The 13,779-nt window shown below is 60.9% G+C and carries 15 protein-coding genes; 5 read left to right on the top strand and 10 right to left on the bottom strand.

The genetic code is table 11. The features are described from left to right. The first annotated feature begins 94 nt into the window (after window positions 1-94). From NKJ23_RS14670 to NKJ23_RS14660, 3 genes are all read left to right on the top strand, one after another. Window positions 95-2,203 carry a molybdopterin-containing oxidoreductase family protein gene (locus NKJ23_RS14670; RefSeq protein WP_352680745.1) on the top strand — a complete coding sequence of 703 codons (2,109 nt, stop codon included), beginning with the start codon at window positions 95-97 and terminating at the stop codon, window positions 2,201-2,203. 56 nt (window positions 2,204-2,259) lie between these two features. Beyond that, window positions 2,260-2,958, top strand: coding sequence for a DUF2270 domain-containing protein (locus NKJ23_RS14665; RefSeq protein ID WP_254820271.1), 699 nt, complete (start codon window positions 2,260-2,262; stop codon window positions 2,956-2,958). Window positions 2,959-3,128: 170 nt separating this feature from the next. Next, entirely contained in the window at window positions 3,129-5,330 is a 2,202-nt protein-coding gene (locus NKJ23_RS14660; RefSeq protein WP_502902538.1) for a cation:proton antiporter domain-containing protein, read from the top strand. Window positions 5,331-5,812: 482 nt separating this feature from the next. On the opposite strand, the gene NKJ23_RS14655 is transcribed toward NKJ23_RS14660, so the two are convergent. Continuing rightward, window positions 5,813-6,481 (bottom strand): hypothetical protein, encoded by a 669-nt coding sequence (locus NKJ23_RS14655; RefSeq protein WP_352680743.1) that lies wholly within the window; start codon window positions 6,479-6,481, stop codon window positions 5,813-5,815. Between the two features lie 99 nt (window positions 6,482-6,580). After that, window positions 6,581-7,849, bottom strand: coding sequence for a DUF6161 domain-containing protein (locus NKJ23_RS14650; RefSeq protein WP_352452969.1), 1,269 nt, complete (start codon window positions 7,847-7,849; stop codon window positions 6,581-6,583). 537 nt (window positions 7,850-8,386) lie between these two features. Between NKJ23_RS14650 and NKJ23_RS14645 the strand changes: the two genes are divergently transcribed. After that, window positions 8,387-8,623, top strand: coding sequence for a DUF680 domain-containing protein (locus tag NKJ23_RS14645; protein WP_352452970.1), 237 nt, complete (start codon window positions 8,387-8,389; stop codon window positions 8,621-8,623). 276 nt (window positions 8,624-8,899) lie between these two features. Then, the gene (locus NKJ23_RS14640) at window positions 8,900-9,172 is read left to right on the top strand and encodes a DUF680 domain-containing protein (protein WP_352452971.1); all 273 of its coding nucleotides are present in this window, start codon (window positions 8,900-8,902) and stop codon (window positions 9,170-9,172) included. Window positions 9,173-9,282: 110 nt separating this feature from the next. Here NKJ23_RS14640 and NKJ23_RS14635 read toward each other — a convergent pair whose 3' ends face one another. From NKJ23_RS14635 to NKJ23_RS14600, 8 genes are all read right to left on the bottom strand, one after another. Next, a complete protein-coding gene (locus tag NKJ23_RS14635) occupies window positions 9,283-9,801 on the bottom strand; it encodes a SixA phosphatase family protein (RefSeq protein WP_352680742.1) in 519 nt (172 codons plus the stop codon). A 9-nt stretch (window positions 9,802-9,810) separates the two neighbouring features. Continuing rightward, a complete protein-coding gene (locus tag NKJ23_RS14630) occupies window positions 9,811-10,143 on the bottom strand; it encodes a hypothetical protein (RefSeq protein WP_352452973.1) in 333 nt (110 codons plus the stop codon). A gap of 18 nt (window positions 10,144-10,161) precedes the next feature. Next, complete coding sequence (locus NKJ23_RS14625; RefSeq protein ID WP_352452974.1) at window positions 10,162-10,455, bottom strand: type II toxin-antitoxin system RelE/ParE family toxin; 294 nt, start codon at window positions 10,453-10,455, stop codon at window positions 10,162-10,164. Beyond that, window positions 10,448-10,735, bottom strand: coding sequence for a type II toxin-antitoxin system ParD family antitoxin (locus tag NKJ23_RS14620; RefSeq protein ID WP_352452975.1), 288 nt, complete (start codon window positions 10,733-10,735; stop codon window positions 10,448-10,450). Before NKJ23_RS14620 ends, NKJ23_RS14625 begins: the two co-directional genes overlap by 8 nt. 59 nt (window positions 10,736-10,794) lie before the next feature. After that, window positions 10,795-11,502, bottom strand: coding sequence for a phosphoribosylglycinamide formyltransferase (gene purN, locus NKJ23_RS14615; protein WP_352680741.1), 708 nt, complete (start codon window positions 11,500-11,502; stop codon window positions 10,795-10,797). Next, window positions 11,499-12,563: a phosphoribosylformylglycinamidine cyclo-ligase gene (purM, locus tag NKJ23_RS14610; RefSeq protein WP_352472623.1), complete on the bottom strand. Its 1,065-nt coding sequence runs from the start codon at window positions 12,561-12,563 to the stop codon at window positions 11,499-11,501. Before purM ends, purN begins: the two co-directional genes overlap by 4 nt. A 111-nt stretch (window positions 12,564-12,674) precedes the next feature. Beyond that, the gene (locus NKJ23_RS14605) at window positions 12,675-12,932 is read right to left on the bottom strand and encodes a hypothetical protein (RefSeq protein ID WP_352680740.1); all 258 of its coding nucleotides are present in this window, start codon (window positions 12,930-12,932) and stop codon (window positions 12,675-12,677) included. An 86-nt stretch (window positions 12,933-13,018) separates the two neighbouring features. Further along, window positions 13,019-13,651 carry a hypothetical protein gene (locus NKJ23_RS14600; RefSeq protein ID WP_352680739.1) on the bottom strand — a complete coding sequence of 211 codons (633 nt, stop codon included), beginning with the start codon at window positions 13,649-13,651 and terminating at the stop codon, window positions 13,019-13,021. Window positions 13,652-13,779 lie beyond the last annotated feature (128 nt).

The raw sequence follows: 13,779 nt of genomic DNA, 5'->3' as shown, positions 1-13,779 counted from the left end.
CCCTCTGTCCTGCCGGACATCTCCCCCACTTGGGGGGAGATTGGCTCGTCATCTGGCCCTACACCTGGTTGTCCAAAGCAGCTAGTTTGCTCCCATGAATCAGCACGCGAAGCTCAAAATCGGCCATTCGGCCTGTCCGCATGATTGCCCATCGACCTGCGCGCTCGAGGTCGAGCTGCTCGATGAAAAGCGCATCGGTCGCGTCCATGGCGCCAAGGCCAATAGCTATACGGCCGGCGTCATCTGCGCCAAGGTCGCCCGTTACGCCGATCGCGTCCATCATCCCGACCGCCTGCTGAAGCCGCTGGTGCGGGCCGGCGCCAAGGGCGAGGGCGCCTGGAAGGAAGCGAGCTGGGAGGCGGCGCTTGATCTGGTCGCTGAAAAATTCATCGCGGCGGAGGCAAAATACGGCTCGGAGACGGTCTGGCCCTATTACTATGCCGGCACGATGGGGCTGGTGCAGCGCGACGGCATCGAGCGGCTCAGGCACGCCAAAAAATACTCCGGCTTCTTCGGTTCGATCTGCACCAATCTGGCCTGGACCGGCTGGATGATGGGCGCCGGCGCGCTGCGCGGCCCCGACCCGCGCGAAATGGCAAAGTCCGACTGCGTGGTGATCTGGGGCACCAACGCCGTGGTCACGCAGGTCAACGTCATGACCCACGCCATCAAGGCGCGCAAGGAACGCGGCGCCAAGATCGTCGTCATCGACGTCTACGAAAATGCAACGATGAAGCAGGCCGATCTCGGCCTGGTGCTGAAGCCCGGCACCGACGGCGCGCTGGCGTGCGCTGTCATGCACGTGCTGTTCCGCGACGGCATGGCCGACCGCGCCTATCTGGAAAAATACACCGACGACCCGCACGGTCTGGAAGCGCATCTCAAGACGCGGACGCCGCAATGGGCCGCTGATATCACCGGGCTTTCTGTCGACGAAATCGAGGCCTTCGCCCGTCTCGTCGGCACGACGAAGAAGACCTATTTCCGCCTCGGCTACGGTTTTTCGCGGCAGCGCAACGGTTCGGTCAACATGCATGCCGCAGCCTCGATCGCGGCGGTCACCGGCTGCTGGCAGTATGAGGGAGGCGGCGCCTTCCATACCAATTCGGGCATCTTCAAGCTCAACCAGGAGCTGCTCGAAGGCACACGGATGCGCGACCCCGCGATCCGTCATCTCGATCATTCGCGCATCGGCCCGGTGCTGACCGGGGCTGAGGATGCGCTCTATGGCGGCCCGCCGGTGACGGCGCTGCTGATCCAGAACACCAATCCGGTGAATGTCGCGCCGGAGCAGCGGCTGGTGAAGCAAGGTTTTCTGCGCGACGATCTGTTTTCCTGCGTGCACGAGCAGTTCATGACCGACACCGCCAAGCTCGCCGATGTGGTGCTGCCGGCGACGATGTTTCTCGAGCATGACGACGTCTACAAGGGTGGCGGCAACCAGCACATCACACTCGGGCCGAAGCTGATCGACCCGCCGGAAGGTCCGCGCACCAACCATTTCGTCATCGAGGAGCTCGGCAAAAGGCTCGGTGTCGCCGATCGTCCTGGCTTCGGCATGACCGAGCAGCAGCATATCGACATCATTCTGGGCAAGCGCGGGCTGGGCAGCTTTTCGAGCCTGAAAGAGCAGAAATGGGTCGATTTGCAGCCGGATTTCGAGGCGGCGCACTTCCTCGACGGCTTCGGCCATGCCGACAAGAAGTTCCATTTTCGCGCCGACTGGACGGGCCAGGCGTCGCCCAACCGGCCACCGAAAAGCATGGGCCTGTTCGGGCCGGTGGCGAGCCTGCCGGAATTCCCCGACCATGTCGACCTGATCGAAGTGGCGGACGCGGCGCACCCGTTCCGGCTGACCACCTCGCCGGCGCGCAATTTCCTCAATTCGACCTTTGCCGAAACGCCGGTGTCGCAGGCAAAAGAGCGCCGGCCGGAGCTGCTCGTGCATCCCGATGATGCGGCGGCACTCGGCGTCGCCGACGGCGGCCGTGTCGAGGTCGGCAACCAGCGTGGCGAAGTGGTGCTGCACGCAAAGCTGTTCGACGGCATCAAGCGCGGCGTCGTCGTCGCCGAAGGCATCTGGCCGAACAGCGCCCATGAGCGCGGCGAGGGCATCAACGTGCTGACCGGCGCCGATGCGCCAGCGCCCTATGGCGGCGCCGCCTTCCACGACAACAAGGTCTGGCTGCGCCCGGCGGATTGAGCGTCGGAACGATATCTCCATCCGGCCGTTTTCGCGTGGCGGGTGGAGGCATTGTCATGGCAGAAGTGTTGCCGGCGCCGGATCCCATCGGAAGGACACTGTCGTCCGGCGAACTCGTAACCACGATGTCCCACTTTCATCGCGCCGAGATTGCGCGCATGGCTGGGTGGCGTGACCGCCTGGACCGGACGAGCAACTGGGCGATAACCGTTGTCGCGGCGATGCTCTCCGTTTCGCTTTCGACAGCCAGCGCTCACCATGGCGTGCTGCTGTTTGCCATGCTGCTTGTCCTGCTGCTGCTGTGGATAGAGGCCCGCCGATATCGCTTCTTCGACTTCTATCGGGCTCGCGTGCGCCAGTTCGAACGGCACTATTTCGCGCAGATATTCTCGCCGCAGCCGGACTTCGCGTCCGATTGGCTGTTGATCGTCGGCGAGAGCCTGCGCGCGCCGAAATTCCTGATTTCGCAACGCGTGGCTTTGGCGCGCCGCCTGCGTCGCAATTACATTTACATGCTGCTGATTCTGCTGCTGGCCTGGATCCTCAAACTGTCGACCCCCAGTCTTCTGACCGAAGGCGTCCGCATCGGCTTCGTCGGGTCGATGCGTGAGGCCGTCGCCAGTGCTGCGCTGGGTCCCGTTCCTGGTGGCGCCATCGTCGTGCTGGTCGCCGTCCTCTATGCAGGCCTGCTGGTGACAGCCTTTCTGACAGAGAGCGACGACGGCGAACTCTCCTTCGGTGACGTCCACGTCTAGCAACGCAACGCCCTGTCGCGCGTTGTTGGACACGTGCATTGGGCGATGGGGGTTTCATGGCTTGGCAGGCTCCGACACGTTCCAGCCTGACACTGCTGGTTTGCGCTTTCGTCCCCGCGGGCGCGGCCTGGGCAGCGGAGACGCTCGTTGCCGGTACCCGGGCCTCCGGCATGGGTGGTTCGGGCGAAGGCGCTTTCGTCGCCGAGATCGTGCTTCTGCTGCTTGTTGGGCGCGGCCTGGGCGAAGTGCTGCAGCGTTATGGCCAGCCGGCAATCATGGGCCAACTGATCGGCGGCATCCTGCTCGGTCCTTCGCTGTTCGGCTGGCTGTGGCCGTCGGCCCAGCACCTGATCTTTCCCAGTGATCCTGCGCAAAAGGGCATGATCGACGCCGTCTCGCAGCTCGGCATCCTGATGCTGCTTTTGCTGACCGGCATGGAGACGGACCTGCGGCTGGTGCGCCGGGTTGGCGCGGCCTGTTTTTCCATTTCGGCGACCGGCATCGTGGTGCCCTTCATCTGCGGTTTCGCGCTTGCGCAATTCCTGCCGGACGCACTGCTGGCTGACCCGACGCAGCGCACCGTCGCCGGGCTGTTCCTGGGCACCGCGCTGTCGATCTCGTCGGTCAAGATCGTCGCCATGGTGGTGCGCGAGATGAACTTCATGCGCCGCAACCTCGGACAGGTGATTATTTCCTCGGCGATTATCGAGGACACGATCGGCTGGCTTATCATCGCCGTAACCTTCGGCATCGCCACCAATGGCAGGCTGCAGTTCGCGCCGCTGGTGACCACCATCGCCGCAGTGGCACTGTTCATGGTGTTCTCCTTCACCATCGGCCGCCGTCTTGTCTTCACCTTGATCCGCTGGACCAACGATCAATTCCGCAGCGAGTTTGCGGTGATCACCATGATCCTCATCATCATGGGCGTGATGGCGCTGATCACCAACATGATAGGCGTCCATACCGTGCTGGGGGCGTTCGTCGCCGGTATCCTTGTCGGGGAATCGCCCATCCTCTCCAGCCATATCGAAGGCCAACTTCGCGGCGTCATCACCGCGCTGTTCATGCCGATCTTCTTCGGCATGGCGGGGCTTTCCGCCGATCTCACCGTGCTTGCCGATCCGACGCTTGCCATGCTGACGGGCGCTCTCGTGGTCATCGCCAGCATCGGCAAGTTTGGCGGCGCCTTCATCGGCGCCAGGCTCGCCGCCATGTCGTTCAAGGAAGCAATCGCCGTCGGCAGTGCCATGAACGCGCGCGGCTCGACCGAGGTCATCGTCGCCAGCATCGGCCTGTCGATGAACATCCTGTCGCACAATCTCTTCACCATGATCGTCACTATGGCCGTGATCACCACGCTGGCCATGCCGCCCATGCTGCGCTGGGCGCTCGGCCGGCTGCCGGTTGGGCACGACGAGCAGCAGCGGGTCGAGCGCGAGGCGTTGGATGAATACGGCTTCATTTCCAGGCTGGAGCGGCTGCTGGTGCTGGTCGACGACAGCAGGATCGGCAAGTTCACTGCATATCTCGCCGGACTGGTCGGCGGAGGCAGCGGCATGCCCACCACCTTGCTTCAGCCGAAGGACGGCCGAATTGACAGGCCAACCGACAGCAAAGGACAGGAGCGCACCCTGAAGGAAATCAAGAAGGGTGCAAAAAAAAGCGCCCGGGCGGTGAAACGGATTGAAGATACGCTTGTCGGCAAAGTCCACCTGACGGCCCGCACCCAATTGGAAGCCACCGGTGAGACGATCGCCGAAGAGGCCCGCAAGGGATACGGCCTGCTGCTGGTCGGGCTTGACAATGTGCTGACCGCCGATGGCGTCTTCGCGCCGGCCCTCAACGACATTGCCGGAGGATTTGACGGCCCGCTTTGCCTGGTCCTGAACGGCGGCAATGCTGGCGAAAAGATGCCGACGCTGAAGGCCGGCACCAGCATTCTCGTCCCCGTCAACGGTACTCAAGTGGCGCGTCGCGCCGCCGACTTGGCGCTGGCGCTGGCCCGTCCAAACCGGGCGCGGATCAAGGTTCTCTACGTCTCGCAAAAGGCAGCCAAGGGCCGCAGGTCGACATCGGTGTCGCATAGCCGCGAAGAGGCCGTCCTGAAAGACATCGCCGACCTGGCCAGCCGCTATGGCCTGCATATCGACACCGCGTTCCATACTCGCGTCACACCCGACAAGGCGATCACCCGGGAGGCGGCCAAAGGCGCGGCGATCGTCGTAATGGGCGTCACCCAACGTCCGGGTGAGGACCTGTTCTTCGGTGAAACCGCCGGCGCTGTTTTAGCCGCCTGCAACTGCCCCGTCGTGCTTCTGGCCAGCGCGCGGCCCAAGCACGACGCTGCTGGCGCCGAGCTGGCAGCGTGAATTTCACGGCGCATCAGCCAATCGAGAACAGATCGTCCTGTCCGGAAACCACAAGCCGCAAATCGACGACGATTCAAACGGCATCTGGCGCCGGCTCTTGCTGGTGCCCTGACGATCCAGATCGGCGACCCGATCGACCGGGAACTGCTGCGCTAGCTAGCGCCGAGATCCACGCGGTCTTTGCCTGGGCAGGAAGCGACGCGACCCCGCCATGTGACCGGCAGCCGACGACAAGGAAAGCTGATTGACCTGTATCACGCCTTTGAAAAGTTCGCCGGGAGGCGTGTTCGCCTTCAATCGCTCGACGTCTTAAAGCGCTTCGCCAAATCGGCCGAGCGCAGCTTCGAAGGTCCTGACGGTCAGATGAAGCAATTCCAGAAGTCGATCAAACGGCGAGCCTTTCTATCGCGGCATCGGCATTCGCACCGAATGGCAGTCGCAGGGCGACCATGGCATGGACATGGGAAGGATAAGCGGCGAGGCTATTCGTAAATTTTCGCCAGATTTCCCAGTCCTTCGGCAAAATTTCGCACCTGCTTCTGAATTATCACGGCGTCTATGGCGATCGTTTTGAGTTCATGGGCAAGCGAGAGTCCCGCCTCGGTCGTTTTTTTACCCATCAGTTCCTTGATATGAACCCATCTCGGCCTGAAATTCTTCACCATAAGCGTCATAACTTCAAGATTCGAGGTCATCTCCGGCCCAAAGAGACGAAGGCCGGACTCGATCGCTTTCATCTCAAGTCCAATTTCGATACGATCGCAAAAGATCTTCAGCTTGTTAATCTCTTCACTAGTCGGGCGGGGAGGAGATTTGACTTCGACCTTTTTGTAGTTTCCCGCCGCGCTTTCTGCGTCATTGGCAATTCCAAGAAAATAGTTCGCCAGATAGCCCGCGCGTTCTGCTGTAAGCCAATCGCTTCGCAAATTGAGTTTAATTAACTCGTCATGTCGTTTCTGCTGGCGCTCTTCGGTCTTGTTCATGGCATTGACCGTTATGAACGCTGCAGCGACTGCCAAAGCGCCCGCGAAAAGCGTCTGATAATCGTAAAGCCATCTGGCTTGATGGTTGAGGTCGGACCAAGCCATTCCCACGATGAAACCTATGACTGCCGAGGTAATGGCCACAAACCATGCTTCGTGTCTTTCCATTTCGGAAATCTCCCGCCTGATCCTACCGTGCGGCCAGCCTTCGGCAACAGGCGCTGCAAGCTAGCTCGCAGTTCGATGTGCTCCAGTATCGAGGCGGCGTCATTTCCCTATCGCCTTGTCAATGACCTCAGTAAAGTTCGGCGGTTCGATACTATCGCTGCCATGTCCTGGCGGCGGCCTGCACAGAGCTTGCAGGATCAACGCGCGATCCTCCTTCGTTGCCGCTTGCTGCTCGATCATCTTGTAGTACGTTTCAATGATCGTGGCTCGCTGACGCGCATCGTCCATCAACAGCATAGATCGCATATTGAACCGGACCACGAGTCTAATCAGCCAAAAATAAAGCGCCAGCGGTATTGTGACCACCACCAATCGGCTAACAGTGGCGACAGTCAAGACAACGGGATTCGTTACGTCGCTGTTTTCAATGCCAGCTGCCTCGGTTAGATGCTTTAGTAGCACGATGACTGCATCATTGTCGTAAATGGCCCATGCCGGCAGTACTACCAAAAGAATGAATAGGACAAAGCCAGAAGTCACAAGTGCCCACCAGGATCCGCTCGCGCGATCGGTCCAATAAATCCTTACGCCTTGATAGGCAGATCTCGCTTTTGTCGCATCGAGGAAGCTGGAGAGCTTATCGTCCGCATCTTGCGTACTGGCGTCGATGACTGCTTGGAACGCTTCGATCTGCCCGCTCAGATCCTTGGCCCGATTCTCAAAGGCCCCTGCCTGCTTCGCGGCATTTTCTGCTGCCTCCAGTGCACCGTTTGCGCGCTCGGTCAAACTTTCAGTGGTTTCTCGAAGGGTATTAGAAGTCAGCGCAGCTTGGCTTCTTAAGTCGTCAATGAGGGTGTTAGATTTGGATGTGATCTCTTCCAACCTCTCAGCAACAATGCCTGTTCCGTCGAGCGGGGCATCTTCCACAACTCTCCAGGCGGAATAACTACCCAACTCCCGGATGACGGCAAATGGCGTGTTTGTGATATTCGGTTTCACAAATCGCCCCATCTCGTAGATGAGGCCGGCAGCGAAAGCTGCAGCGATGTCTTCGGGGCTTTGTGCTCGAGATTTGCCTATCTTCACAGCTTCGTCGAGCGAGTCATTGGTAACAATCGGGATTTCAGAAAACAGAACGCTTCGGCCTTCAACTTCAAGCACTGTGGCAGGCGCAGTGGTTGTGGCGTGGTTGATCAAGCCATCCGTGAAATCCTTAAGGCTGCTATAGACATCGGTCTCATTATTTCTCAGGCGGATCATCCTTTCCGCAAAAGCCTGGGCAATTCCCTTATAGATCTCAGTCTGCTGCTGCGCGTAAAGAGAAGTTGCCTCGCGCGAATTTTGGCCACCAGGGTCGTAGCTGTTCATCTTCAGAATCGATCTGACGTCGTTATAAGTAATCGCGTCCACTCTGATTCCCCCTCAAGCGCTAAATACATGGTCTTTCAGGGCGCGATATTGCGCAAGTGGCAGAAAATTCTCTCCCTTCGGTGTCGCGCGGCGAGGCTCGGCATCGCGCTGTCGGCACTCCGGCAAGTGGCGGCAATGCCGGCCTCTCTTACTCGCCGCGCGATCAGCATTGCGAAAGGAACAGGAACAATACAAAGCGAACCGAACGGTTCGGTTCTGTTAACGGAGTGTATAGGAAGCGGTGGACGCCGGCTCACAAAATGTCCACGCTGAAAATCACCATTGACCGCATAACAAACTGAAAAGAAAGAAGAACATTGTGGCGCAAGGAGCTGCATGTCGAATTTCAAGCGGCCAATTTGGCGCACCCGTACAAAATTTTCGTGATTGGAAACGACAGGCTTGCCGACCCATCTCGGGGTGGTCCGAGCGACGCGAATTCCTCCCGAGGCACGCCACTTGACGGACAGACCAAAGAACTACCGGAGTACCGAAATGACCAAGCTCGCTCTTACCGCCGCCGCCATCCTCGTTGCCACCGGCACTGCTTTTGCCGGCAGCGACCATTATGGCTCGGACAACGTCAACCAGCCGGCCGCTGCTGCTGCTGCCAACGTCGACAACACCTTCACCGGTTCGATCCGCAAGCCAGTTACTTCCGAGCGTACCGGTGCCAAGATAACCTCCGAGTCGGTGGCGCCTGAATCCGGCCAAGGCATCTGGGGCCGCTGATTATCACGGCCCGCAACACAAAGAGCGGCGGGCTTGGCCCGCTACTCTTGCTTTCGCGTATCAACGGGCGTGTGCGCCGAATAGCATCCTGCGCCAATCGAATACGTTGATCTGCAGGTTTCATCTGTAGCCACAATCTCGGTTGCTGAAATCGTCCAGCAACGTGCACATCGGAAAAAGCCGGGTGCGTATTCGTCGGCGCGGACAGCGCTCTCATCTCGAATGCGTCGAAAGCAACGACAACTCACGAATGACCAGTACACTGGAGTACCTGAAATGACCAAGATTGCTCTTACCGTCGCCACCATCGTCCTCGTCGCCACGGGCAGCGCCTTTGCAGGCAGTGATCACTATGGTTCGGACGGCGTCAACCAGCCGGCCGCGCCTGTTGGCAACGCGCCTGTCGGCACCATCGACAGCGGGTTTACCGGTTCCATCCGCAAGCCGCTGACGGCCGAGCACAACGCCGTCGACACCGAGGCGACGACCCGGTTCGGCACGGATCAACCCGTAGTGCCCCAATCTGGCCGGGGCAACTGGGGCCGATAGTTCCTCAAACCCCGGAGCACGAAGAGCGGCGGGCTTGGCCCGCCGCTCTTGTTTGTGCGAAGCCGGGTTTGGCCGAAAGGTCGGCGATCCCCCGGCCTGTCAGGCAGTCCCTAGCGAAGATCCTTCGGCCAAATGCAGTGCGTCAGTCGGGCGCTGCCGAAGGTGAGACCGGTCCAATCGCCGTCGACGTCGAACCGAGCCAGGGCCGCGGTGGGGTATTTTTTTTCCGCCAGCTTCTTCAGCGCCGCTTGGTCCGATCCAGCCCCGGCAAGCCCGCGCGCGAACTCCTCCAGCCCGGGATTGTGGCCAAGCACCAGCAGCGTTCCAGTCCCCGCCTTTACTTGCCGCACCTTGGCGAGGATGTCCGCCGCCGCTGCCTCGTAGAGCGCCTGGGAAAATTTGGCCTGCACCTTCGCCGGCAATTCCGCCGAGACGAGCCGCCACGTGTCGCGGGTGCGCAGCGCCGGCGACACCAGCGCCAGCTCCGGCAGCCAGCCGCGCCGGGCCAGTTCGCGCCCGACCAGTGGTGCTACCTTCAGCCCGCGCGCGGACAGCGGCCGGTCGACGTCGATGAGGTCGGGATCGTCCCAACTCGACTTGGCGTGACGCAGGAGCAGCAGTTGCTTCATGGATTCAACTCAAGTCCAAGGGATGTCGGGCTGAAAGTCTTTCCCATATCCGCCGCCATGTCTTGCACCTGTGACGGTATCAAAACTCGCCCAAAGTGCACCAAAGATGAACAGGCCTACACGCCGTTCATCTTTATCCCATCTGACCAAAATGTCTGCTTCAGTGATGGCCCAATCGCCCGATCGAACGTGAATTGCACCGACGACGGGACCTACTCGTCCGTCCTCGATCCGACAGAGATAAAAATATGCCGTGGCACTTTTCGGATCGTCCGCCTCGTCGTACTCGAAGACGCCGGCGAGATCACGCTTTGTCCGGATCGCGCTGTCGAAAACGTCCATTTGCTTGTCCGCAATCTATCAAAACAATGCCGAGACATCGCGTGCGCCATGCACGACGCGGACGATTTCGACCCGCTGTTCGGCCAGGCGATAAAGCACGAGATAATTGCCGATCGTCAACGCTCGCACATCGGCAGCGATGTCGGGCCTCTTGGGACCGGATTCCGGGAATGTGCCCAATTGCACGATGCGCTCGGCAATAGCATCCAAAAAGCGGTCCGCGGCAAGCGGGTTGTCCCTTGCAATGCCAAACCAAATATCGATCAGGTCGTCTTCTGCCGCCGGGCTGCGGACAATGCGGATGTCAGCCATTCCGCCGGTTTTTGCTGGTGTTGCCCAACCGGCTGCGGGCTTTCCGTTTTATGTCCTCGATGTCGAACGGCGCAAACGGACCGCTCTCCAGCCCTTCCGTCCAGGCTTTCCGCAACCGCTCCGCTTCGGCCTCGCGCAAGGGCTGGCGAAGCCGCCATTCGCGCAGTGCCTCGCGGATCACTTCACTTGCCGAACCGTACTGCCCGCTGGCCACCGCGCCTTTGACCATGTCCAGCAGTTCCGGGGAAAGCGCTACGCTGACTTTTTCGACTGTCGCCATCAAACCGTCTCCTCACGAAGACGGTAGCAAAATTTGCTACCAAATTCAAGAACTGACCCTCACGGCGTGATCCGCGCCAGGTGCTCGAGATCGGTCTCTTCGCGCAGCGGGTCGGGCGCGATCACCACCGACGTGGCGTTGTCGGCATCGTCGGCGAAGCGCGAAAACACCGTGCGGCCGCCTTCCATCCGCGCCTTGCCTTCGGCGACAAGGCCCAACGCCAGCGGATAAAGCTGGTGCTCGGCCTTGAGCACGCGCGCGGCCAGCGTGTCCTCATTGTCGCCGACCATCACCGGCACGGCGGCCTGGGCGATGATCGGCCCGTCATCCATGTCGAGCGTGACGAAATGCACCGTGCAGCCATGGATGCGCATGCCTGCGCGGAGGGCCCGCGCATGCGTATCCAGCCCCTTGAAGGCAGGCAGCAGGGCAGGGTGGATATTGATCATGCGGCCCTGCCACTTCTCCACGAAGCGCGCGCCGAGGATGCGCATATAGCCGGCCAGCGCGACGATCTCGGCGCCGAACGACAAGAGGGCCGCATCGATCGCCTCGTCATGGGCTTCCTTGCTGGCATAGTCGGAGCGCGAAATCACTCTGGTGGCGATGCCGCGCGCCGCGGCGATGCCAAGGCCGGCGGCATTGGCGCGGTCGGAGATGACGCCGACGATCTCGGCCGGATAGGCCGGGTTGCTCGCCGCCGCAACCAGCGCCGTCATGTTGGAGCCGCGCCCCGAGATCAGTACGACCGTCCGTTTCCTGGTCATAGGCCAATCGAGCCCCGATAGATGACGCCGGCATCGCGGCGCGGCACGATCTGGCCGATCGGCGTCACCGTCTCGCCGGCCTCCTGCAGAACGGCAGCGACCTGCGCCGCCTGGCCGGAGGCGACGACCAGGATCATGCCGATGCCGCAATTGAAGGTCCGCATCATCTCTTCCGGCGCGACGCCGCCGGTCTTGGCCAGCCATGAGAACACTGGCGGCACCTCGATGGCGCCGAGATCGAGCTCGGCCGAAAAATCCTTGGGCAGAACGCGCGGGATATTTTCGGGAAAGCCGCCGCCGGTGATATGGGCCAGCGCCTTGATGCCATGTGTGTTGCGGATCGCCTTGAGGATCGACTTGACGTAGATGCGCGTCGGCTCGAGCAGCGCCTCGGCCAGCGTCGCCTCGTCATTGAACGGCGCCGGATCGCCCCAGCCAAGGCCGCTTACCGCGACGATGCGGCGGACCAGCGAAAAGCCGTTCGAATGCAGGCCCGACGAGGCGAGGCCGAGCAGCACATCGCCCTCGACGATGTCGTCGGTCGGCAACAGCTGGCCGCGTTCGGCGGCACCGACGGCAAAGCCGGCAAGGTCGTAATCCTTGTCGTGATACATGCCGGGCATTTCCGCCGTCTCGCCGCCGATCAGCGCGCAGCCGGCCTGCCGGCAGCCGGCGGCGATGCCGCCGACGATCGAAGCACCCTGGTCGGGATCGAGCTTGCCGGTGGCGAAATAGTCGAGGAAGAACAGCGGCTCGGCGCCTTGCACGACGATGTCGTTGACGCACATGGCGACGAGGTCGATGCCGATCGTGTCGTGCTTGCCGGCGTCGATGGCGATCTTCAGCTTGGTGCCGACGCCGTCATTGGCGGCGACCAGCACCGGATCGGTGAAGCCGGCGGCCTTGAGGTCGAACAGGCCGCCGAAGCCGCCGATCTCGCCATCGGCGCCCGGCCGGCGGGTTGCGCGCACCAGCGGCTTGATCTTCTCGACCATGAGATTGCCGGCGTCGATGTCGACGCCCGCTTCGGCATAGGTGAGCCCGTTCTTGCGCTTGCTCATTTCCGGCGCCTGCTCATCTGTTGCGCTTGCCTGTCGCTGTTTTCACTCGCGTGCGGGCTCTTCGCATGAACGGTTTTGCCCCGCAAGGCAAGCGCGCGATTAATGGTGTTTTCAGTTGGATGCCGCGGGAACCGGGCGTGATACACTCCAACAATAAAAAGAAATGCCTGCCAGAATTGCGGCGAGGCCACCGACGGTGGCAAGAGATCTGATTTCACCGTCGAAGGGCAGGGTTCCATACGAGAAGCCGGCGGCGACCAAAGCCGCCGCGGCAGCCCACAGACCTGGATTTGCAACGACCGACCGCGCGAACAGGAACGCCACGACCGCAGCCGTCAGCCAGAGGGGCCAAGAGACGACCACGCCCACGGCCAGCTCAAGAGCGAAGGCCCACAGAAGATCTTGCGTCGCTGCGTAGCGGTGCGGGGCTCTGGACAGTCGCCCAAGGTGCCCCCTTATGGACGCCCCTCTCGTTCCGCCAGAACCATGTCGACGCGGTCGAGTTGTGCCTTGGCATAGCTGCTCAGCGCTATTCCGCTATTGTTCGTTCGGATCCAGTGCACGGCCTGCCTCACCCTCTCGTAGTGCCCGAGTTCGATTTCGCAGGCAATCAGCGCGAGGATTCGAACTGCGAAGGGCTGTGTGAATTCGTAAGGTTTGTCGAGCAACTCGCTATGTCCGGCGACGTAACTGGCGAGGTCCGGGTTCTGAGCCCTGATCCGTCGCGCCAGCTCGACATATTTCCCCAGCAACCTAGCTATGTTCGTCTGGTCAAGGTGCTCGAAGTAACGAGCATAAGCTTTCAGCTCATTGTTAAATATCGTTTCAGGATGAAACTGCGACAGTCCGGGCCAGATCCATTTTTTGCCGTACAGCCTTTCAAGCAACGGCCTGACGGTAAGAAAGTCCAGGTAAACGAGCATGTTCAAATGAACATCGCCATGGCTTGCAGTAAAGGCCTCTTCGAGAATCAGGCTGATATCGTCGCTCCGGTCGACTTCGAAGACGCCTTTCCGGATGCGGCGAAAGCCATGTCCCGTCATGAACGTATCGAGATACTTACGCGCTTCGCCAACGGCCAAAGACAAGGTTCCACTCCCTCTCTGTTGCGCATCGTGCCTTGCTAGCGCCCTATTAGTCCATCCACAGCGCGCCTTGTTTCCTAACGGCCAAAGGATAGCGCGCTTCGGGCTCGCTTCCATTTGGTTGGTTCAAC

The organism is Mesorhizobium sp. M0184, assembly GCF_040322215.1.
Taxonomy (GTDB): domain Bacteria; phylum Pseudomonadota; class Alphaproteobacteria; order Rhizobiales; family Rhizobiaceae; genus Mesorhizobium.
Note: the sequence above shows the minus strand (reverse complement) of the source record. Positions and strands in the feature narration are given on the sequence as shown.

Coding starts and splice junctions, on each gene's coding strand:
- NKJ23_RS14670 (WP_352680745.1), top strand. CDS start 95: ATGAATCAGCACGCGAAGCTCAAAATCGGCCATTCGGCCTGTCCGCAT.
- NKJ23_RS14665 (WP_254820271.1), top strand. CDS start 2,260: ATGGCAGAAGTGTTGCCGGCGCCGGATCCCATCGGAAGGACACTGTCG.
- NKJ23_RS14660 (WP_502902538.1), top strand. CDS start 3,129: ATGGGTGGTTCGGGCGAAGGCGCTTTCGTCGCCGAGATCGTGCTTCTG.
- NKJ23_RS14655 (WP_352680743.1), bottom strand. CDS start 6,481: ATGGAAAGACACGAAGCATGGTTTGTGGCCATTACCTCGGCAGTCATA.
- NKJ23_RS14650 (WP_352452969.1), bottom strand. CDS start 7,849: ATGAACAGCTACGACCCTGGTGGCCAAAATTCGCGCGAGGCAACTTCT.
- NKJ23_RS14645 (WP_352452970.1), top strand. CDS start 8,387: ATGACCAAGCTCGCTCTTACCGCCGCCGCCATCCTCGTTGCCACCGGC.
- NKJ23_RS14640 (WP_352452971.1), top strand. CDS start 8,900: ATGACCAAGATTGCTCTTACCGTCGCCACCATCGTCCTCGTCGCCACG.
- NKJ23_RS14635 (WP_352680742.1), bottom strand. CDS start 9,801: ATGAAGCAACTGCTGCTCCTGCGTCACGCCAAGTCGAGTTGGGACGAT.
- NKJ23_RS14630 (WP_352452973.1), bottom strand. CDS start 10,143: ATGGACGTTTTCGACAGCGCGATCCGGACAAAGCGTGATCTCGCCGGC.
- NKJ23_RS14625 (WP_352452974.1), bottom strand. CDS start 10,455: ATGGCTGACATCCGCATTGTCCGCAGCCCGGCGGCAGAAGACGACCTG.
- NKJ23_RS14620 (WP_352452975.1), bottom strand. CDS start 10,735: ATGGCGACAGTCGAAAAAGTCAGCGTAGCGCTTTCCCCGGAACTGCTG.
- purN (WP_352680741.1), bottom strand. CDS start 11,502: ATGACCAGGAAACGGACGGTCGTACTGATCTCGGGGCGCGGCTCCAAC.
- purM (WP_352472623.1), bottom strand. CDS start 12,563: ATGAGCAAGCGCAAGAACGGGCTCACCTATGCCGAAGCGGGCGTCGAC.